The sequence below is a fragment of the Aquirufa sp. genome (genome assembly GCF_044377215.1).
In the GTDB taxonomy this organism is placed as follows: Bacteria; Bacteroidota; Bacteroidia; order Cytophagales; family Spirosomataceae; genus Aquirufa.
On the sequence record NZ_JBILJM010000034.1, the window covers coordinates 1 to 21,175 of the forward strand.

The window sequence follows — 21,175 nt, forward strand, 5'->3', positions numbered from 1 at the left end:
GTGTACAACTTCTGAATGCAGCGTATAATTATAACCTAAAAATTGATTAGCTAAGGCAATATTTCCAATATCAATTAGTTCTTTAATGCGACTACTACTTATGATTTCAGCATTAATCTTTTTTTCTTTAACAACGATAGTTTTAATTTTTTCCCCATAATGGAAATTAATATATTCAGGAGAACCTTGTCTGTTTTTTCCAAAATGGTTGTCATATCCAAATATTATTACTTTACAATTAAGCTTTCTTAAAAGAATATTTTCAATAAAATCTTTAGCTGATAAACTAGCCATTTTTAAATCAAAAGGGAGAACAATTAGTATATCAAGTAATGTATTGCTTAAATGTTTAATTTTTTCATCCAATGTAGACAATAATTTTACATTGATATCAGAAGATAAATACTCTGATGGATGGTTAGAAAATGTAATTAAAACGGATTTTAAATTATTTTTTTGAGCAATACGACAACAAGTATCAATAACTTGCTTATGACCTAAATGTACGCCATCGAACATACCAATTGATAAAACACAACCTTCAAACGTTTCATTACTCAATTGATCTACACTAGAATATCTCCTCATAAATTGATTGATCAAAATTCTTAATGTCTTGTGCTTCAGCAAGGCTGTATGTACCAATATGAGTCCTAGTTAATTTATTTAAGTATGCCCCAGAATTTAATGCTAATGCCAAATCTCTAACTAAACTACGTATATAAGTCCCTTTGGAACAAGTAATCTTAAAACTAACCACTGGAAATTTAAGTGTATCTACTTCAAAATCATAAATTATAGCATCTCGACTTTTGATGACAAGCTTTGATTCATCTACACCAGAACGTGCATAGTTATATAATCGTTTACCATCAAGTTTTATAGCAGAATATATAGGAGGAACCTGTTTAATTTCTCCTATAAAATGATTTAAAACTGTTTCTTTAATCATTAATTCACTTATATGTGAAATAGGGAATTCACCATTAAATTCAGTCTCTAAATCAATTGAAGGTGTGGTTTTCCCAAAAACAAGTTCACCAATGTAGGTTTTGGGCATATTTTGAAAATAGTCTATTTTTTTCGTGTGTTTACCCACACAAATAATTAGAAGCCCAGTTGCAAGAGGATCTAATGTACCTGCATGCCCTATTTTTTTGAATTTTCCGAGAAATTTCATTTTTTTCACTACATCAAATGAGGTCCATGATGATGGCTTATCAATTAAATAAAAATGATTTTCTAAACGCTCTATCTCCACAGTAAATAAATTCCGAATATTAAGCCAATAAAAATTCTGTAATAGCCGAAATATTTAAATCCATACTGATTTACCAAGCTTATCATAAATTTTATTGAAAATAAAGCCACAATAAAAGATACTAAAAACGATATGGTAAGATAAATTACATTATTCCCTGAGGTAAAATCGGCAATTTCACTTCGATAATCAAACAATTTTTTCGCACATGCGCCCAAAATAGTTGGAATACCTAATAAAAATGAAAATTCAACAGCATTTTGGTGACTTAATCCAGCCAAGCGTCCTCCTATAATTGAAGCACCCGATCTTGATACACCAGGTATCATTGCCAAACACTGAAATAAACCTATTTTTATTGACTGAATCATGTTGATTTCTTCAATTGAATCGTCATTAATTTCAACTATCCACTGATCAATAAATACAAGAATAAAGCCCCCAATTATCCAACTAATACAAATGAACCAATAGCCTTGAAAAAGATTTTCTAAAAATTCATCTAGTAATAACCCTAGTATAACTGCAGGTATAAATGAAATAATAACAGATTTGTAAATATTAATTGATGTTGTTAAGCGCTTAAAATACAAAATAGGAACCGCAGAAATAGCTCCTAATTGAATAAATATTGTAAAAAAATTTAAATATGGGGATGGTTGAATTGATAAAAATAATTCACCAACTATTAAGTGAGCAGTTGATGAAATAGGCAGAAATTCACTTAGTCCCTCTATTAAACCAAGAATAAATGCTTGGAAAAAATCAATCATTCGAGTTCTTAATAAATAGTGAAAAAATTGGTATAAATACACCTATCAAAACCAATATTGGACCTAATGTTATGCCTAAAAAACCAAAACCAAATGGCTCTTTATCTAGTGTCATAACAAAAAAACCAATAAACATTGTTAAAATACCAACCACTAAAATTTTATTACTCGTGGAATTAAGTGGTAAATTATTTTTGTTATTTGTTGACATCTTAAATTAAATTAACGAGTGAATTTTTTAAGTAATTATTTAAAACCCAATAGGTACTCATTATACTAAAAAGCAATGAAAAAACTAGATTCAAAACAAGAAAAATTAACTGATCTCTTAAATTAAATATAATTGTTTGAATTTCTGGAATCTGTAAAGTGATAAAATAAGCTAAAAAGTAAAAAACCAGTATTCCCAAAATACTTCCTACAATTCCATACTTTAACGATTGTATACAAAAGGGTTTTTGTATAAAGTTATTAGTTGAACCTAATAATTGCATTGATTTAATAAGTATTCTATTTGAATGAATTTGCAATTTTACAAAACTTAAAAATTGAATATATATCCACATACTTAGAATAAACATTAGAAGCAAAAAAATACCTGTTATAAGCTTAATTTTAGGAGTTAAATTAAACAATAAATTTGCAGGGTAACTTACATCGAAAATTCCAGGCATGGATTTAAACCTACTAACTATATTATTAACGCTACTTGATGACAAATATCTATCATTTATACCTAATATAATTAAGTTTTTAAATGGATTAATATCTCCTAATAGTTCCTCGTAATTTTCATGTGAAGAAGCTAAAAAATCTTTAGCTGTTTGTTCCTTAGAAACAAATTTTACATCATTTTTATTGATAGCTGTATCCAATTTTAATCTATAAATAGTCTCATTAATTTCACTTCTGTTTAACGAATCATCTAAATAAACGTATACTTTTATTTGAGACTTTAAATGATTTCCCCATGAATTTGCTCCAAGGAACAGAAAGTAAAACAAACCCATAATAAATGATAATCCAGCTATTGCAGCGATCATCATGGAGCTTGTTGATGATGATTTTACTTTATTATATTTCATTTTTTTGAATTCAATTTTTCAATTTGATCACGTAAAAATGCCGCTTCTTCATAGTTTTCATTTGTCAAAGCTAATAACAAATCCTTTTCTAATTCAGACTTTGATTTAGATTGATAAATATCCGTGTTCAATCCTTCTGTATCAACTTTAATTTCTTGATTTGAATTAAATCCAATAGAATTTAATAAATCTATATTTATGCGTATTTCTTTTTTAAACCTTACTGCAATTGCTATTGCGTCCGAAGGTCTCGCATCAACAACCGTATTAACGTTATTATTAATTAAATGTAATTCAGCAAAAAATATCCCATCTTTAAAACTAGTAATTTCTACAAATTCTAAATCTATTCGAGTAGATAGTAAAATTTGAAAAATCAAATCATGTGTAAGTGGTCTTTTAATAGAAATACCCTCTATAAATATTGAAATCGATTGAGCTTCTTGATTACCAATTACAATTGGGAAAGACAAATCTGAGAGTTCAATACTTTGTAACACGATTACATAAGAATTAGCCGCTACAGAACTAGGAGCAATCGTATTTATTCGCAAGGTATGATATGCTGGCAATTTGAATGATTTAGGCAACAAATATACCAAATTTGGTTCCTTTAATTAGCGATTTTTTAATTTATTTATTAGTCTAGGAACGATATCAAAAACATCACCAATAATACCATAATCTGCGTTAGCAAAGAAAGGAGCATCAGGATCGTTGTTTATGACAACTATTATTTTTGAAGAATTTACACCCGCTAAATGCTGTATTGCTCCCGATATTCCGCAAGCTATGTAAACTGAAGGTGCAATTTTAACACCGGTCTGCCCAACATGTTCATAATGAGGCCTCCAATCAAGATCAGAAACAGGTTTTGAGCAGGCAGTTGCTGCATTTAAAATGGATGCTAATTCTTCAATAATAGCCCAATTAGTTGGATCTTTTAGCCCACGTCCAGCTCCCACAACAATCTGAGCATCAGCAAGTGAAACCCTATTAATAATTGAATCAAAAGACAATATGTTAAAATTATGTTTTATAGTATTTAGTCGAAAAGGAACAAACTCAATAAAATTGAAACTAGAAGGGGAGTTGCTTTGATTAAAGTTATTACTTACTATATAAATGGAAGTACTTAAAGAACCGCTGTAAATAGCAATTGACTTATTGTTAAAAACACTTGCTGAATAAATTAGATTATCGTTCTCTTTATAAAAATCAACAATTTGTGATTTTATGTTGAATTCTAAAAAATAAGCAAGCTGGGACAATAAGCTATCATTTAAATAAGACTTTAATGCAAACACTATATCGATGCTTCTATTTTTGAAATCTGATGTTACAATTGAGATTGTATCTTTATCAATTATATTAATTGAAGAGTCTGAACCTATAAAAACAAATTCCGTTTTAAGTGAATCTGGCAAATAGTAAATAGAACATTTAGAAAATGTATAAATCACGACCTCCCCAATCTCCAAAAAAACTATTTTACTCAATAGATTAACAGATTTATCTGTTAAATATCCATCATTAAATTCGACAAATAAAGCTACTTTCTTCATACAATTAAATCTTAAATAATATATCAATCAACTCTTCCGCATTTTCAGAATTAATCATAATTCTTTTGCGTTTGGTTTCAACTAATTCTAATTTAAGTAAAGAATCAGATTCATATATTTTATCCGGTAAAACTTTAATTTCCTTAGTTCTTGCAGACATAATTCCACGCATATTCGGTATTTTCCATTCAGCTATAGGTTCTTGACAACCTAAAACAACTGGCATATTACATGATATAGTAGCTTTACCAGAAAAAGTTTCTACTTCTAATTCGAGTTTATCATCAATAACTAAAAGCTTTTGAACCGGACTAAAAACTTGAATATTTAAATTTGCCGCTACTAAACCAGGAACTAGCCCATTACCATAATCGATAGTTTCTTTACCCATTAAAATTAAATCAAATGGATTATTTTTAACGAAATCACTAATTTCATTACTTACCTGAATGGAATCAATTGGATTGGTGTCAATACGTATGGCACTATCTGCACCCAAAGCCAAACACTTTCTAATTAATGGATCTGAATTTATGTTACCTACATGCAAAATAACAACCTCAGCCTTGTTACTTTCTTTTAGTTCAATTGCTCGTGATAACGCATAATCATCATAAGGTCCGACAACAAAGGTCAAACCATCATAATTGAAATGCTTATTATCAGTTAATGTTATCTTTGATGTTGTATCTGGTACACATGAAATACAAACTAATATTTTCATAATTATAATTTTGTTATGCAAGCATACTAAATTGTTTTAATATAATAAAATGAACCGAAAAGAATTTATTGAAGAAGAAATAAAAAAGGAGCCAAACAATCCATTTAATTATTATTTGTTGGCATTTGAATATAAAAAACAAGGTAAATTCACTGATCTAGAAACTATTGCAGAATATATATTAGAAATTCATGCAGATTATCAACCAATTTATTATTTCTATGCTGAATATCTTTATTATACAAATAGAGAGATATTAGGTAAGGCAGTAGCACTTGAAGGAATAAGATTAGCGAACAAAAACAAGAATAATAAAATTGTGAATGAATTAGAGCAATTAATAGAAATTAACGAATAAAATTAAGCAAATAACACTTCCTCTATATCTTTTTCAATTTTTAAATTATCAATTATAAACTTTTGTCTTTCAGGAGTATTCTTACCCATATAGTAATTTAACAGCTGTGGAATGGTAAAATCTTTCTCCAAAATAACTGGTTCTAATTTTATATTTTCACCAATAAATGTACCAAACTCTTCTGGTGAAATTTCTCCTAAACCTTTAAATCTCGTAATTTCTGGCTTAGGACCTAATTTATCTATGGCATTCCTGCGTTCTTCGTCTGAATAGCAATAAATAGTTTCTTTTTTATTCCTTACACGGAACAAAGGGGTTTCAAGAATATACAAATGACCATTTCTAACTAAATCGGGGAAAAATTGCAAAAAAAATGTTAAAATTAATAATCGAATATGCATGCCATCCACATCAGCATCAGTTGCAATAACAATTTTATTGTACCTAAGATTATCAAGTGAATCTTCAATATCTAAAGCATGCTGAAGTAAATTAAACTCTTCGTTTTCATATACTATTTTTTTTGTCAATCCGTAACTATTAAGTGGCTTTCCTCTAAGACTAAAAACAGCTTGAGTTTGAACATCTCTTGATTTGGTAATACTTCCACTAGCGGAATCTCCTTCTGTTATAAATAACACCGAATCAAGTTTTGATTCAGCTTTATCATCGGAAAGATGCACCCTACAATCCCGAAGTTTTTTATTGTGTAGATTAGCTTTTTTAGCCCGTTCATTAGCTAATTTTTTTATTCCAGCAATATCTTTTCTTTCTCTTTCAGACTGTAGTATACGTTTGAGGATAGCATCTGCAACAGATGGATTCTTATGTAGATAATTATCTAGCTCATTTTTAACAAAATCACCAATAAATGTTCTAATTGACGGAGAAGAAGAATCTGGTGAAATATTTGTAGAACCCAATTTTGTTTTTGTCTGAGATTCAAAAACAGGTTCTTGAACTCGAATAGCAATTGCGCCAACAATACTAGCACGGACATCAGATGGATCAAATTCTTTTTTGAAGAATTCACGAACTGTACGAACTAAAGCTTCACGAAATGCAGCTAAATGTGTTCCACCTTGAGTCGTATTTTGACCATTGACAAAAGAATAATACTCTTCGCCATATTGATTATTATGGGTAATAGCCATCTCAATATCGTTACCCTTGAGATGAACAATAGGATAGCGATTTTCTTCTGAATTTGTTTTTTTCGACAAAAGATCAAATAAACCTTTTTCAGAAAAATACTTTTGCCCGTTAAAATTAATTGTTAATCCAGCATTTAAAAAGGCGTAATTCCAGAATAGTGAATCTAAATATTGAGGAATAAAGTGATAATTTTTGAAAACTGTATTATCTGGCTCAAAACAAATAAATGTACCACTTTTTGAGTTTGAATACTCTATTTCAAGAGATTGGTCGATTAATTCACCTTTGCTAAACTCCGCCCACATTGTTTGACCATCTCGATAAGATTGAACTTTAAAATAATTAGAGAGCGCATTTGTTGCTTTTGTTCCAACACCATTTAAACCTACTGATTTTTGAAATGCTCCCGAATCATATTTTCCACCTGTATTAATTTTGGATACACAGTCGATAACCTTACCTAATGGTATCCCTCTACCAAAATCGCGTACTTCTACTTTGTGGTCTGAAATTTTTACATCAATATGTTTGCCATTACCCATCATGTGTTCATCAATAGAATTATCCATGATTTCTTTTACGAGAACATATATTCCATCATCTACAGAAGAGCCATCTCCTAATTTTCCGATATACATGCCAGGCCTTAAGCGTATGTGTTCTTTCCAATCTAATGACCGTATACTATCATCATTATAAACAGGGACTGAATTTTCCATATTTCTATTTCTATCTTGACTTATATTAAACTCTTTTTAAGGTCCTATTCTTATCATTAAGCGATAGGAAAGAATTTCATAAAGTTAAGGATTGCTCCGCTTTTTTTCGTTATTTCGCATCTTATTCTCAAGATAATTTATAAGATTATGATGCCTAGAACTTTTTACATAGCAATTTTATTATCAATTGTTAGTATTCAATTAAAAGCACAATTACTACCTAATATGACAGGTATACAAAGTCAATTGTTGATGCGCTCTAATTTTCAGAATAATAACATACTTCCACAGGGATCTAATAATACCTCAAAAAGATCTGTAATGTATAGTGATCAACAGAAAAAATTAAGAGATAGTCTAATTACCAATCGAAATTTATCATATGAGACAGTAGATACTGCTTTAGTAACTTTAAGAAAAAAAATATTTGGTTTTTCTATATTCAATAATAAAATTGGAGTTTTTGAGCCCAATTTAAAAATAGCAACACCAATTAATTATATAGTTGGTCCAGAAGATGAGCTAATCGTAGATATTAATGGTTATTCTGAAGAACATTATAATTTGATAGTTAGTCCAGATGGTTATGTTAAAATAAATAGAATAGGTAATGTTTATGTTGCAGGCTTAACAATAGATCAGGCAAAAAACAAAATCATCAACAAGCTATCCCAAATATTCATAGGATTAAAGCAAGGATCAAGTAATAGTGGCCCTACAACATTAAGTGCAAGTGTATCTCTAGGCAATATTCGAACAATTGGAGTAACGATTCAAGGTGAAGTTATGTTTCCTGGGACATATTCCGTGCCTTCACTTGCAAGGATAATGAATGTTCTTTACTTGGCAGGCGGTCCGACTGAGAATGGAACTTTCAGGGAAATTCAATTAATAAGAAATAAAAAGTTAGTTGGCAAACTCGATTTATATGACTTTTTAACTTCAGGTATCCAACGAAATGATATGATTTTACAAGATCAAGATATTATTAAAGTTGGCGTATACAAAACAAGAATTGAAGTAAAGGGAAAAGTTAAACGACCTGCTTTATTTGAAGTTCTTCCTAATGAAAATTTAGACTACGTTTTGAATAATTTTTGTGGAGGATTTTCAGAAGATGCTTTTAAAGAATTAGTTAAAATAACTAGATATACAAATAGAGACAGGAAATTAATCGATTTAAATTCAGGTATTTTTAATTCATTTTATCCACAGGCAGGTGATTTAATTCAGGTGGAATCAATTGATAAAGACAGATTTGATAATAAAATCACTGTTATTGGTGAGGTGTTCAGACCTGGTGATTTTGCTGTTGAAGGAAACGAATCTCTTCTAAAAATCATTTCACGTGCCGGAGGATTAAAAGAGGATGCATTTCTTGATCGAATATTAGTCGAACGAATTAATGAAGATTTATCTAGAACTAATCTTTCGGTTAATCTTAAAGAGGTAATTCTAGATAATTCTAAGGATATCAAATTAAAAAGGGAAGATAAAATATCAATATTTTCAATTCTAGATTTACGTGAAAAATATACAGTTACGATACACGGTGAAATCAACATTGTAAAAAAAACCTCCAATTCGAAAGATTCAGATAAGAATAAATCAAAAGCAGGAATTAAATTAACAACTGACGAGCAGTCAAATTATTTACAAAAAAATACGGGGCAACTTCAGGGTGGTTATGATAATCAACTTCAAGATTTCCAAAACGACGAGGAGGAAGAAGAAAAAATTGATGTAGATACAGAAATAGCTAATGATTTAAAATCTGAATCTACCAGTAATTCATTAATTAACCGTCAAGTGAAACTTACATTGCCATACGTTGAAAACATGACAGTAGAGGATTTAATTCTAAAAGCTGGTGGTTTACGCGAATCTGCTGCAACAGGTTTTGTAGAAATTGTAAGAAGAAAAAAAAATATAGGACTTGATAGTCCCAAATTAATTAATTCTCAAATTGCTGAAATAATTAAATTTGGAATTAGTAAAAACCTACAGTTGGATGGAACAGCGTCCTCGTTTAAATTATTGCCATTTGATGAAGTATTTATACGTACATCGCCCAACTATGAATTACAACAATTTGTAACCATGCAAGGACAATTAGTATTTCCTGGAGTTTATGGTTTAGAAAAAAAGGACGAACGCTTATCAGACCTAGTAAGCCGAGCTGGTGGATTGAATAATCAGGCATACCCTCAGGGAGCCAAGTTAATTCGTAAAAATCAATTAACAGAGTCTGAGAAAACTAGAAAAAAGGAACAACTTAGTCAAATACAAAATAATTTTAACGGTGTTTCGATTAGAAATGATGAATCTGCTACCAAGATCACGGAATTAATTGGTATTAATCTTTTAGCCGCTATAAATAACCCCGGTGGGGATGAGGATTTATTTTTGAACGAAGGTGATATTATAGATATACCAAGGGAACCTCAAACAGTTAAGGTTACTGGTGAAGTATTATATCCCAATAGTGTAAAATTTAATGAAGGGAAATCATTTAAAGATTTCATTTCAGAAGCCGGTGGTTTTACTGCAAATTCGGCGAGAAAAAGGGCTTATGTTTTATACTCAAATGGTTCTGTAAAGCGAGCGCGTAACGTATTATTTATTAGATATTTTCCAAAGATTGAACGGGGCGCAGAAATTATAGTACCAAGAAATGTGAAAAATATAAACTCAGCTCAACAAGTATTCCAGTTGGTTTCAGTACTTACTGGAACAGTTACGAGTGTTATCGGGATAATCACGCTAATTAAAGCAACGGCTAATTAATTATGAAATTACAAGAGGATCAATTTTCATTTAAACGCTTAATTCTTAAATGTCTCTTAGTTATTCCTTATATCAAGGAAAACATTAAGGTATTGACCTTAGGAGCATTTTTTGGATTATTAATTGGAGGAGGATATGAATATTATAAAATTCAGGATGTGAATTATAAAACAGAGATTGTCTTTATTGTCGATGGCGATAGTGGGGGTAATGGTGGGGGATTGTTAGAATTAGCTAGTTCATTTGGTTTAGGTGGTGGAATGGGTAGCAATTCTTCACTTTTTAGTGGTGAAAACTTCAAAGAACTTTTGAAGACGAAGTCTATTTTCAGAAAAGCATTATTGACAAAAGTTCGTTATGGTAACAAAGAAGGCATATTTGCTAATATTTTTTTAGAAAAATCAAGAATTAGTGAGTTTGAGTGGAAAAATCGCCCTTCTGATTTTTATAATCATCGTTTCAAGTCTTCGCAAATTGAAAAATTATCTTCACAAGATTTAAATATATTAGATGCATTATATGATTTTCTAAAAGGTCAAACCAACATTGTCAATGAAAATCCAAAATCTACTTTTCAAACATTAACTGTTGAAACCCGTGATGATACTTTATCATATATTTGGTCAAAGTTATATTTAAAAACAGTTACTAATTTTTACATTGACACTAAAACAAAAAAATCTCAGGAATTATTAATTATTTTGGACAAACGTGTAGACTCGCTTCGTTCCGCTTTGTACTATACACAAGGCAAATTGGCTAATTATAATGATCAAAATCAACAAATAATTTTTCAACGTGCACGTATTATTGCAGAGAGGCTTCAATTGTCATCGCAACAATTACAAGGGATGTATTTGGAGTCTGTACGGAATTATGATAATCTAAAATTTTCCCTAGCTAAAGAAACTCCATTATTTACAATTATTTCAGAACCTGAAATTAGCACAGTAGGAATAAGACATTTTTATGGTCCGATTACATTGATTGGTATCATACTAGGAAGTTTTCTAAGTAGCCTTATTTTAAGTATAGTCCGGATTTATAAAGAAATGATGTCAAAGGATGTACATGAATAAATTTATAACAAAGTATAAGGAAATAAATAAGGATTATGAGCTTTTGGTTATTCTTGCTAAAAGAGACATTTCAGTACGTTACAAACAAACATTTTTAGGAATTGCTTGGGCCATAATTAGACCAATGGCAACTATGTTGGTTTTTTTATTTGCATTTAAGAATGTTGCAAATATTAAAGATTTTTCAGGTTACCCTATTCAATTAGTTATATTCGCAGGAATTCTTTTTTGGAATTATTTTGCTAATGGTTTTCAATCCATTAGTCAATCTATTTTAATAAATGGGAATTTAATTTCAAAAGTATATTTCCCTAGATTAATCATTTGTATTTCTAGCTTAGCGGTTACATTAGTGGACTTACTTGTTGGTTTAATCGTTTATATGATTCTTCTTATTGGTTTAGATCAGACAATAACTGAGACAATTTTTTTATTGCCTTTAGCATTACTAGTTACCACGTTATTTAGTCTTGGAATGGGTTTGATTTTTGCTTCCTTTGCTGTTAAATACCGTGATTTACTACAAGCCATACCTTTGATAGTGCAATATGGATTTTTTGTCACTCCCATTGTTTATACTTCTAGCGAATTCATGGGAAAATCATGGTATCCAATTTACATATGGCTTAATCCTTTAGCATCGTTTGTTGAATTTTTTCGATTTTGTTTAATACCAAATTATCCTATCTATTCTTTAAATGGTTTATTTGTTGCCATTTTTGTAAGTATACTTACATTTTTTTTAGGTTTATGGATTTTTGATGTCAAGGAGGATTCATTCGTAGATCATTTGTAATATGAATATTATTGATGTAGAATCTGTTTCTAAAAAATATAATTTAGCTAAACAGAGAGAAGCCAAATCTATAAGAAATGGTTTATCAGATTTTTTTAAATCTAATCCCAAAGAAGAATTTTGGGCTGTTGATAACATATCTTTTTCTTTACAGAAAGGAGATAAATTAGGTATTATTGGAAATAATGGTGCTGGGAAATCTACTTTATTGAAAATATTAAGCAGAATTACAAAACCAACAGTTGGACATATTAACGTAAGTGGTAAAGTAGCGAGTTTACTAGAAGTAGGAACAGGGTTTCATCCAGAATTAACTGGAAGAGAAAATATTTTTTTAAATGGGGCCATATTAGGAATGTCAAAAGCTGAGATCACTTCCCAATTTGATCAAATTGTTGAATTCGCTGGAACTCAAATTTCTCAATTTTTAGATACGCCGGTTAAACGATATTCTTCTGGAATGTATGTTCGTTTGGGATTTGCAATTTCCGCACATTTAAACCCTGATATTTTAATAGTAGACGAAGTATTAGCTGTAGGTGATGCTGATTTCCAAAAAAAATCCTTGGGGAAGATGAAAGAAGTAGCTGCAAATGATCGAACAATTCTTTTTGTAAGTCATAATTTGACAGCTGTATCTAATTTGTGTAATAAAACCTTACATCTTGAAAAGGGAAAGGTTAAGCAATTTGGAGAAACGGGTGAGGTAATTAATAATTACATGGCTAATATGCAAAAGAATGTATATAAGCACAATTATTTGAGTTTTGATCAGGCACCTGGGAATGAATATGTGCGATTAAAATCATGTGTTCTTTCTCCGAAATTATTTGAAAATCAAAATTACATGGATGTCAGAAATTCAATTTCATTAGATATTGAATTTTGGAATAATGTTGATAATCAATGTTTGAATGTCAGTCTACATGTTTATGCGACTACTGGAGAATGTATTTTTAATATCTGTACAGCAGCTATTAATTGTGAATTTGGAATTATTAAAGCATCGACAGAAATCCCTTCGAATTTCATGAATGATGGAAGTTATATCATATCATTTATGATTGTAAAGGATAAATCTATTGTCCTTCACAATTTCGAGGAAATATTTAATTTTGAAATTGCTGATTACCGTATTGATACTTCCTGGTATGGAAAATGGCCTGGATATGTCCGTCCAAATTTTGATTTTTCAATAACACAAATATCAAATACGCTATAGATATGCTTCATGTAACTAAATCATATCTTCCTGATTTAAAAGAATATGTTGACTATTTAGAGAAAATTTGGTCATCAAATCACTTAACAAATGATGGTCCATTACTACTTGAATTAGAAAAAAAGCTAGCTGAATTTCTAGAAGTTGACAATATTGTATTTGTTGGCAATGGAACAATTGCACTTCAATTAGCACTTAAAGCCTATAACGTCATAGGAGATGTAGTTACGACCCCATTTTCTTATTGTGCAACTACCAATGCACTGATTTGGGAAGGTTGTAATCCAGTTTTTGCTGATATTGATCCAATTTCACTTACTGTAGAAAGTTCTCAACTTGAAAATAAAATTTCAGCCAAAACAAAAGCCATATTAACTACACATGTTTATGGGAATGCCGGTGATTTAGTAAAACAAGAAGAAATAGCGAGTAATGCAGGTATTCCATTAATTTATGATGGAGCGCATGCGTTTGGTGTGAAATATAAAGGAAAGTCAATTTTCACTTATGGAGATATAACTACATGTAGTTTTCACGCGACAAAAATATTTCACACGGTAGAAGGTGGAGCTGTCATAACTAAAGAAAAAAAAATGGCTGAAAAGGTTCGCGAACTACGAAGTTTTGGTCATAAGGGGGACATATATTTATCAGCGGGCATTAACGGAAAAAACTCTGAATTTCATGCAGCAATGGGTTTAGCTAATTTGAAACATTTTAATCAAATCAAGGGTCATAGAAGAAAGGCAAGTGAATTGTATGAATTGAGCTTAGATAAAAAAGTTCAAACAATTCAATGGAATCCGAGTGTAGAAAGAAATTATAGCTATTTTCCAATAGTTGGTTTTAACAATGAACACCTTTTACACATTATAAAATGTCTTAACGAAGCCAATATATTTCCGAGAAGATATTTTTATCCTTCATTGAACGAATTGCCTTATCTATTAAAACAAGCATGCCCTGTTTCTGAAGATATAGCGAACCGTATACTTTGTTTGCCTTTATCTGCAAGCATTACAGATGCGGAAATTCTTGAAGTAGTAAAAATAGTTAATTTATCATATTAATATTTCGTATGTATATCATAGTATTCATATCGTTTGTTTTACTATGTATAAAAATTGCATCTAAAATATCTAACAAAAATTTCGAGGAAATTTTTGTTATAGGTTACATGCTATACACTGCTATCATAATAATGACTGGCTATATTCTCTCAGAACTTACAATTTGGGATAGTACTGTCGCTTGGTCGATTCTACCATTTCTTTTAGCTATTTGTTTTCATAATTTTTTCACTTCCAACTTGTTCCAAAAAGAGCACACAAGTATTTCTTCATTTAAAGTTACTGGTAGAGCGATTCAAAGATTACATGAAGTATATATTGGGTCATCAAAAACGGAGAAAGCTTCATTCTCCATTCTATTAATTTCTTTTCTTTTAATACATTCTATTCAATTATCATTAACCTATTACACGCCACCAAATGAATGGGATAGCATGACGGGGCATTTAAATCGCATTTTTTACTTTTTACAAAATGGCTCGTTTAAGCATTTTATTGGTACAAATTGGAACATAGATACTTATCCTAAAGCCTTTTCTTCCATTCAAGTATATCCATTTTTAATGTCTAACTGGAATGAACATTTTTTCAAACTGCCTAATATGTCGGCGTATTGGATTCTTTTTATTGGGTCATATGGGGTTTTAAAGCGATTATTAGTTCCTTTTGTAACGCGGATATTTTGTTCTTCCTTACTTTTATTTATCCCAATAGCTATTATTCAATCTACATCTACTGATACCGATATTGTTTTAGCTGCTTATTTAATTTCAATTGTTTATTTTCTATTTAGTTTTAGACAAACTCAAAAAACAATTTACATATACCTCAGTGTTCTTGCTTTTTCAATAGCCTTAAGTCATAAAATAACGTTTGTTTTTTCATTTATTCCATTGGCGATTATTCTTATTTATATTTTCATCAACTTAAAATCTCAAAATTGGAAATATCAGATAAAGCATACCTTTCTTGCAGGTATAATTTTTCTTTCAACGATAACAATGCCAACTGGGTATTTATCCAATTACGTAAATTATGGACACCCAATTGGTCCTAAAACGGCAACCCAACATCAATCAATTGAGCGAGCGGGAAATTTATACAATTTAATGGAACATGGAACTAGAAATTTGATTCGATATCAGTTTGATCTTTTAAATCTCGATGGATTAAGAAATATAGATTTTGTTGAAAAAAGTCAGAAAAAAATTAAAGTGTATTTTCTACGTATAGATCAAAAATTTAATTTAGGTTTAGAAAATGAAACATCTTTTACAATAATTCCTTTTTCTTTCAATAGGCGTTTGGAATTTTATAACGGAACACCAATCTACGGCATTATATTCATCATATTTTGTATTCCATCACTTTTGTATTTACGAAAAAGAAACACCAAAAGAATCTATTATTATTTCTTTGCTGCGTATATTTTTCATTTAATTGCTCTTGCTTATACCGCAGCTTATGATCCTTGGAAAGGTAGATACATGCTGAGTACATTGGTTTTTATAATTCCAATTATAGCTAATTGGCTTAATAAAAAACAATTATTTCAAAAAAATCAAGGCGGAAAAATCTTTTTAATACTTTCTTCAATTCTCATTTCATTAACTGGATTAGCAACAATTTTACTGCATTTAAGAGCATTACCTTTTGGTAATAGTGTAAAGCCATCCATTTTCAATTTGACTAGAATTGAAGCTTTGACTATTTCTAGACCTGATATATCCCAAGCGTATACTAATTTCGAGAATTTGGTTCCTGAAAATGCAACTGTTGCTTTAGGTACTGTAAATGACGACTATGAGTATCCATTGTGGGGACCCAATTTTAGTCGAAAATTAATTCCAATAAACCCATTTGAACAAGGTTTACAAAAAATACCTAAGGAAGCTGATTATCTATTTTTTGCAAAATCAGTCATTAAGGTCCAATCTGGTGATATTCGCTTGGGCACAAATTTTAATATGTCAGAGGGAGTTATTGTCCGTGGCGAAGATTATTATCTTAGAAAACTAAAGTAACACGACTTTAAATGATTAGTGGCAATTACTAGTTACTATCGGCTGACAAATCATAAAACCTTTTGATAAATTGCGTTTGAAATGAATATAAAGGAAAATATAGCAGAAGGACTTAGGTCAATTAAGGGCAACCTACTAAGAACTATTTTAACAGCTTTGATAATTTCGTTAGGAATTACATCGCTTGTTGGTATTCTTACAGCTATTGATGGTATTCAAAGCTCTGTCGATAATTCCTTTTCAGGTTTAGGAGCTAATTCATTTGATATTCGAAATCGACCTGCAAATCAAATGCGAAGAGAAGGGCAAAAGGAAAAACGATTTAAGAATATAGATTACCGACAGGCAATACGATATAAGCAATTATTTCTTGCAAAAGGGAAAGTTTCACTTAGGACAAGTGTTTCTGGTAATGCGATAGTAAAATACGAAAGCAAAAAAACGAATCCCAATGTCCGTCTTTGGGGTATAGATGATAATTCAATTGAGTTAAAAGGTTATAAAATAGGAGGTGGGAGAAGCTTTTCAACTAATGAATTTTTAAATGCAACTAACGTTTGTATTCTTGGTGTTGATGTAATCGAGCAATTATTTGAAAAGAAAAGCCCTTTAAATCAGGAAATAGTAGTTAATGGAATAAAATTAAAAATAGTTGGTTTACTTGTTAAAAAAGGAAATATGATGGGAGGGGGCGATGATCGTATAGTTATGGTTCCTTTAGAAACAGGTCGAAAAATGGCTGTTGGTCGGAACTTAACATTTGATATTACTACCTCTTCCACAAAAGTTGAAAACCTAGATAATTTTATGGAAGAGGCGAGAGGGGTTATGCGAAAAGTTCGTAAAGATCCATTGACGGCAGATGATTCTTTTTCAATAGACAGATCAGATTCAATAGCCAAAAGTTTTGAAAGCATTACATCTAGCTTACAATTAGGAGGATTTGTAATTGGTTTTATAACGCTTTTAGGGGCGGCTATTGCACTAATGAACATCATGATGGTATCAGTATCGGAAAGAACGCGAGAAATAGGAATAAGAAAGTCATTGGGTGCTACACCTTTTCGAATTTTGCAACAGTTTTTAATTGAAGCTATTGTTATATGTTTAATTGGGGGAGTTGGAGGTATTATTTTAGCTATACCAATAGGGAACTTAATTGCACAAGGAATAAGTGCAGGTGCAGCAAGTTTTATTATTCCTTGGTTATGGATGACAGTCGGAATAATTATTTGTATTCTAGTTGGCTTATTTTCAGGAATTTATCCCGCATTTAAAGCCTCTAAATTAGATCCTGTAGACGCTTTAAGGTACGAGTAAATCAATTATTATTTACCGAGGACTTGATTTACATATGAATTTGCCCTACTTTTGCAAGGCAATTAGGCCAATTGGTTTGATATAATTGCCCAGATGGCGGAATTGGTAGACGCGCTGGTCTCAAACACCCGTGGGTGCAAGCCCGTGCCGGTTCGACTCCGGCTCTGGGTACAAGCCTCTCAAGAAATTGAGAGGCTTTGCCTTTTTAGAGCTTTTGGGTAATTGATTCCTTCCAATTTGAATAAGCATCTAAAGTTTTTGATAACAATTCGAATTTGGGTTCACAGGTACTTATTCGTTTAATTTTAGAAACCGCCTCTTTAGCAGAATGATAATAGCCTAAGCCAAATCCTGAACCGAGAGCAGCGCCAAAGGAACCATCAGATTCCAATAAATCTACTGCAACATTAGAAGCATTGACTAGAGATGAAGTGAAAACATCACTCAAATACATATTGGCATAACCAGCTTTCAGTTTATTAGCATATATTCCTGTTGCGTTCAACATTTCGATACCATAAGCCATAGAAAATGCAATTCCCTCTTGGGCAGCTCGAATCAAATCAGCTTTACTATGTTGGTTAAAATCTAGGTTATCAAAACTCGCACCTATATTTCTGTTTTGAAAAATGCGCTCTGCTCCATTACCAAAAGGTAAACAAACAAGTCCACGAGAACCGATAGGTGATTGACTCGCTAAATTATTCATTTGATTATAAGACAAATCTGAAGCTATATTTTGACGGACCCACCGATTAAGAATTCCTGTACCATTAATGCACATTAAAACACCTATTCGTGTTGAATCTTTGGTATGCGTAACATGAGCAAATGAATTAACACGATTCATTTGATCAAAAGTTAGCGAATCACTTACTCCATAAACTACTCCAGATGTCCCAGCAGTAGTAGCAATTTCACCAGGCTCTAAAACTCCCAATGAAAAAGCATTGTTTGGCTGATCCCCTGCCTTATATGTGACTTGAACTTGGTTATTCAAACCAAGTTCCTTAGCAACATTAACTGCTATAATTCCATGATTTGAAAATACAGGTTGAACATCAGGTATCATACTTGAATCAAAACCAAAATAATCCATTAATGGACTTGAAAGATCATTAGCTTTAAAATCCCAAAATATCCCCTCAGACAACGCTGAATTTGTTGTAGTAAATACATTCGTTAACCGTCCAGCAATGAAATCACCCGGTAACATGGCTAAATGTATCTTTTCGTAAATTTCTGGTTGTTTAATTTTAACCCAAGCTAATTTAGAAGCTGTAAAATTACCTGGCGAATTCAACAGGTTGTTTTCACAATACGATTTCCCAATTCCTGCATAGGCCTCACTTCCAATTTCAATAGAACGAGAATCACACCATATAATTGATGGCCTCAATACTTGGTATTCTTTATCTATTACAACCAATCCATGCATTTGATATGAAATACCAATAGAAACAATATCCTTAGCATGATACGTTTTAGAAGAGTTAGCTTTTAAAATAGCTTGTTTAACACAAGTCCACCAATGTTCTGGATCTTGTTCAGCAAAACCAGGCTCAGATGCTGATATTTCATTTTCTATTTCAGGGTATGAAGTAGAATAAATTAATTGTTGGTTTGCTGCGTCAACAACACTAACTTTAATCGACGATGTACCTACATCAACGCCACACAAAAGCATAATTTTCAGTTTAGATGTTACAAATAATCATACCAAGTTACCAAGTTAATCCTCAATTTAATCTGTCTCTAGTGAAAATTGAGATCAATAAAGGTGAAATTTTTTCATTAATTGGTAAAAGTGGTTCAGGTAAAAGCACAGTTGCAAAAATTGCTGTTGGCCTAAATCTATCGAATGACTCATCTATTAAGTCAGATGGCTTCGAAGTAAATAATAACTCAGAAAGATTGATTCCTCAATTTTTAGTAGCGGGTTATGTTCCTCAATCACTTCATTTGAAACCACATCATACCGTTGAGGATTATTTAAATTTTCTATTTCAGAAAGAAACTGAATTAAATAAAACCAAATTAGTTAAGTTGTATATAAAGATGTTTCATATTAAACATCTATTAAAATCAAAAATTCAATTGTTATCTGGAGGTGAAAAACAAAAAATAGCCTTGATTGAAGCAGTAAGTAAACCAATTGAATATTTAATACTCGATGAGCCATTTAGTCAATTGGATACTGAACAAAAAATGGAGTTTTCAACTATTTTACAACAATTAATTGAAAGCCGACAAATCCCATGTTTATTGATTAGCCATGATTTAAGTGATATTATTCGCTTAAGTCAAAAGATTGGAATCATGGAAAAGGGAAAACTAATCTTTCAAGGGAATAGGACTAAATTTTGGAATTCAAAAAACAAAATAGCTCTAAGATTAAAAGATACCATGATCTCATGGAAACAAGCAACGGATTATTGGATTAAAAACCAGCATACGTTTTAAGTTGGCTTGCATTAATACACGTCTTTGCCACTAACTCCTCCAAGGAAATTTGATATAAATCTGCTAATTTTTGTGCTATAATAGGAATATAACTTGGACTATTGGGCTTACCACGAAAAGGTACAGGGGTGAGATATGGACTATCAGTTTCTAAAACAATATGTTCCAATGAAATATCTTTGATATCCTGAAATAAAGTTGAATTTTTATACGTAATTACACCGCCTATACCTAATTTAAAACCTAATCCGACCAATGTTTCTGCTTCGCGAGCGTCACCTGAAAAACAGTGAATAATCCCTCTCAAATTCTCAAAATTTGGCTTTTTCAATATTCTTATTAAATCCGCATAGGCTTTTCTACAATGCACATCTATCCAAATTTTATGTTCTAATGCCCAGTGACATTGCATTTCAAAGGCAATAATTTGTTCTGCTCTAAATGTAGTATCCCAGTAATAATCAAGACCAATTTCACCAATTGCCAATACTTTTTGTGTATTTAAAATGTTCTTGAGATTTTCTAATTCGATCAAATAATTCTCTTTAACATAAGTTGGGTGTAAGCCGATCATCGGTAAGGCAAAATCTGGATATTTATTTGTAACATTAATTAAGTCTTTCCAAGACGCAGAATCACAGTTTGGCATCCATACTTCCTGAACACCATTTGCACGAATTTCAGCTATATGAGCATCTAAGTCATTTAAAAAATGTGCGTCATATAAATGGGCATGCGTATCTATCATAATGCTTTCAATAAATATTTTTCTCT

General features: G+C 31.0%; 18 protein-coding genes, 1 tRNA gene and 1 pseudogene. 10 read left to right on the forward strand and 10 right to left on the reverse strand.

Annotated features, from left to right (window positions below):
* The 7 genes and pseudogenes from ACIQ6T_RS09530 to ACIQ6T_RS09560 all read right to left on the reverse strand — a co-directional run.
* A pseudogene (locus ACIQ6T_RS09530) lies at window positions 1-588 on the reverse strand (hypothetical protein); the annotation flags it as partial.
* Window positions 572-1,261: a tRNA pseudouridine(55) synthase TruB gene (truB, locus tag ACIQ6T_RS09535; RefSeq protein ID WP_395785801.1), complete on the reverse strand. Its 690-nt coding sequence runs from the start codon at window positions 1,259-1,261 to the stop codon at window positions 572-574. The gene truB and the pseudogene ACIQ6T_RS09530, both read right to left, overlap by 17 nt.
* Window positions 1,252-2,034 carry an undecaprenyl-diphosphate phosphatase gene (locus ACIQ6T_RS09540; RefSeq protein WP_395785803.1) on the reverse strand — a complete coding sequence of 261 codons (783 nt, stop codon included), beginning with the start codon at window positions 2,032-2,034 and terminating at the stop codon, window positions 1,252-1,254. The genes truB and ACIQ6T_RS09540 overlap by 10 nt, the downstream gene beginning before the upstream one ends.
* Window positions 2,035-2,246: 212 nt before the next feature.
* A complete protein-coding gene (locus ACIQ6T_RS09545) occupies window positions 2,247-3,119 on the reverse strand; it encodes a cell division protein FtsX (RefSeq protein WP_395785805.1) in 873 nt (290 codons plus the stop codon).
* Window positions 3,116-3,691, reverse strand: coding sequence for a bifunctional nuclease domain-containing protein (locus ACIQ6T_RS09550; protein WP_395785807.1), 576 nt, complete (start codon window positions 3,689-3,691; stop codon window positions 3,116-3,118). Before ACIQ6T_RS09550 ends, ACIQ6T_RS09545 begins: the two co-directional genes overlap by 4 nt.
* 45 nt (window positions 3,692-3,736) lie before the next feature.
* A complete protein-coding gene (locus ACIQ6T_RS09555; protein WP_395785809.1) occupies window positions 3,737-4,684 on the reverse strand; it encodes an electron transfer flavoprotein subunit alpha/FixB family protein in 948 nt (315 codons plus the stop codon).
* A gap of 4 nt (window positions 4,685-4,688) precedes the next feature.
* Entirely contained in the window at window positions 4,689-5,408 is a 720-nt protein-coding gene (locus ACIQ6T_RS09560) for an electron transfer flavoprotein subunit beta/FixA family protein (protein ID WP_395785811.1), read from the reverse strand.
* A 49-nt stretch (window positions 5,409-5,457) separates the two neighbouring features.
* On the opposite strand from ACIQ6T_RS09560, the gene ACIQ6T_RS09565 reads away from it, so the two are divergent.
* Window positions 5,458-5,766: a tetratricopeptide repeat protein gene (locus tag ACIQ6T_RS09565; RefSeq protein WP_395785813.1), complete on the forward strand. Its 309-nt coding sequence runs from the start codon at window positions 5,458-5,460 to the stop codon at window positions 5,764-5,766.
* Window positions 5,767-5,768: 2 nt separating this feature from the next.
* On the opposite strand, the gene ACIQ6T_RS09570 is transcribed toward ACIQ6T_RS09565, so the two are convergent.
* Window positions 5,769-7,640 (reverse strand): DNA topoisomerase IV subunit B, encoded by a 1,872-nt coding sequence (locus ACIQ6T_RS09570; RefSeq protein ID WP_395785815.1) that lies wholly within the window; start codon window positions 7,638-7,640, stop codon window positions 5,769-5,771.
* Between the two features lie 147 nt (window positions 7,641-7,787).
* On the opposite strand from ACIQ6T_RS09570, the gene ACIQ6T_RS09575 reads away from it, so the two are divergent.
* From ACIQ6T_RS09575 to ACIQ6T_RS09610, 8 genes are all read left to right on the forward strand, one after another.
* Window positions 7,788-10,427: an SLBB domain-containing protein gene (locus ACIQ6T_RS09575; RefSeq protein WP_395785817.1), complete on the forward strand. Its 2,640-nt coding sequence runs from the start codon at window positions 7,788-7,790 to the stop codon at window positions 10,425-10,427.
* 2 nt (window positions 10,428-10,429) lie between these two features.
* The gene (locus ACIQ6T_RS09580) at window positions 10,430-11,506 is read left to right on the forward strand and encodes a hypothetical protein (protein ID WP_395785819.1); all 1,077 of its coding nucleotides are present in this window, start codon (window positions 10,430-10,432) and stop codon (window positions 11,504-11,506) included.
* A complete protein-coding gene (locus ACIQ6T_RS09585; RefSeq protein ID WP_395785821.1) occupies window positions 11,499-12,302 on the forward strand; it encodes an ABC transporter permease in 804 nt (267 codons plus the stop codon). Before ACIQ6T_RS09580 ends, ACIQ6T_RS09585 begins: the two co-directional genes overlap by 8 nt.
* 1 nt (window position 12,303) lies before the next feature.
* Window positions 12,304-13,524 carry a polysaccharide ABC transporter ATP-binding protein gene (locus ACIQ6T_RS09590; protein WP_395785823.1) on the forward strand — a complete coding sequence of 407 codons (1,221 nt, stop codon included), beginning with the start codon at window positions 12,304-12,306 and terminating at the stop codon, window positions 13,522-13,524.
* A 2-nt stretch (window positions 13,525-13,526) separates the two neighbouring features.
* Complete coding sequence (locus tag ACIQ6T_RS09595; protein WP_395785825.1) at window positions 13,527-14,594, forward strand: DegT/DnrJ/EryC1/StrS family aminotransferase; 1,068 nt, start codon at window positions 13,527-13,529, stop codon at window positions 14,592-14,594.
* Window positions 14,595-14,725: 131 nt separating this feature from the next.
* Window positions 14,726-16,618 (forward strand): hypothetical protein, encoded by a 1,893-nt coding sequence (locus ACIQ6T_RS09600; protein WP_395785827.1) that lies wholly within the window; start codon window positions 14,726-14,728, stop codon window positions 16,616-16,618.
* A gap of 81 nt (window positions 16,619-16,699) precedes the next feature.
* Entirely contained in the window at window positions 16,700-17,938 is a 1,239-nt protein-coding gene (locus ACIQ6T_RS09605) for an ABC transporter permease (RefSeq protein ID WP_395785829.1), read from the forward strand.
* Window positions 17,939-18,025: 87 nt separating this feature from the next.
* Window positions 18,026-18,109, forward strand: a tRNA-Leu gene (locus ACIQ6T_RS09610).
* A gap of 34 nt (window positions 18,110-18,143) precedes the next feature.
* On the opposite strand, the gene ACIQ6T_RS09615 is transcribed toward ACIQ6T_RS09610, so the two are convergent.
* Entirely contained in the window at window positions 18,144-19,625 is a 1,482-nt protein-coding gene (locus ACIQ6T_RS09615; protein WP_395785831.1) for a xylulokinase, read from the reverse strand.
* A gap of 71 nt (window positions 19,626-19,696) precedes the next feature.
* On the opposite strand from ACIQ6T_RS09615, the gene ACIQ6T_RS09620 reads away from it, so the two are divergent.
* The gene (locus ACIQ6T_RS09620) at window positions 19,697-20,401 is read left to right on the forward strand and encodes an ATP-binding cassette domain-containing protein (protein ID WP_395785833.1); all 705 of its coding nucleotides are present in this window, start codon (window positions 19,697-19,699) and stop codon (window positions 20,399-20,401) included.
* Here ACIQ6T_RS09620 and ACIQ6T_RS09625 read toward each other — a convergent pair.
* Window positions 20,379-21,175, reverse strand: a 797-nt coding sequence (locus ACIQ6T_RS09625; RefSeq protein WP_395785835.1) for a TatD family hydrolase, incomplete at its 5' end; no start/stop codon positions are given. The two genes, ACIQ6T_RS09620 and ACIQ6T_RS09625, sit on opposite strands and share 23 nt — an antisense overlap.

Bases quoted from the DNA above. Each gene is read 5' to 3' on its own strand.
- ACIQ6T_RS09540 (WP_395785803.1), bottom strand. From the start codon at position 2,034: ATGATTGATTTTTTCCAAGCATTTATTCTTGGTTTAATAGAGGGACTA.
- ACIQ6T_RS09545 (WP_395785805.1), bottom strand. From the start codon at position 3,119: ATGAAATATAATAAAGTAAAATCATCATCAACAAGCTCCATGATGATC.
- ACIQ6T_RS09555 (WP_395785809.1), bottom strand. From the start codon at position 4,684: ATGAAGAAAGTAGCTTTATTTGTCGAATTTAATGATGGATATTTAACA.
- ACIQ6T_RS09560 (WP_395785811.1), bottom strand. From the start codon at position 5,408: ATGAAAATATTAGTTTGTATTTCATGTGTACCAGATACAACATCAAAG.
- ACIQ6T_RS09565 (WP_395785813.1), top strand. From the start codon at position 5,458: ATGAACCGAAAAGAATTTATTGAAGAAGAAATAAAAAAGGAGCCAAAC.
- ACIQ6T_RS09570 (WP_395785815.1), bottom strand. From the start codon at position 7,640: ATGGAAAATTCAGTCCCTGTTTATAATGATGATAGTATACGGTCATTA.
- ACIQ6T_RS09575 (WP_395785817.1), top strand. From the start codon at position 7,788: ATGATGCCTAGAACTTTTTACATAGCAATTTTATTATCAATTGTTAGT.
- ACIQ6T_RS09580 (WP_395785819.1), top strand. From the start codon at position 10,430: ATGAAATTACAAGAGGATCAATTTTCATTTAAACGCTTAATTCTTAAA.
- ACIQ6T_RS09585 (WP_395785821.1), top strand. From the start codon at position 11,499: ATGAATAAATTTATAACAAAGTATAAGGAAATAAATAAGGATTATGAG.
- ACIQ6T_RS09590 (WP_395785823.1), top strand. From the start codon at position 12,304: ATGAATATTATTGATGTAGAATCTGTTTCTAAAAAATATAATTTAGCT.
- ACIQ6T_RS09595 (WP_395785825.1), top strand. From the start codon at position 13,527: ATGCTTCATGTAACTAAATCATATCTTCCTGATTTAAAAGAATATGTT.
- ACIQ6T_RS09600 (WP_395785827.1), top strand. From the start codon at position 14,726: ATGACTGGCTATATTCTCTCAGAACTTACAATTTGGGATAGTACTGTC.
- ACIQ6T_RS09605 (WP_395785829.1), top strand. From the start codon at position 16,700: ATGAATATAAAGGAAAATATAGCAGAAGGACTTAGGTCAATTAAGGGC.
- ACIQ6T_RS09615 (WP_395785831.1), bottom strand. From the start codon at position 19,625: ATGCTTTTGTGTGGCGTTGATGTAGGTACATCGTCGATTAAAGTTAGT.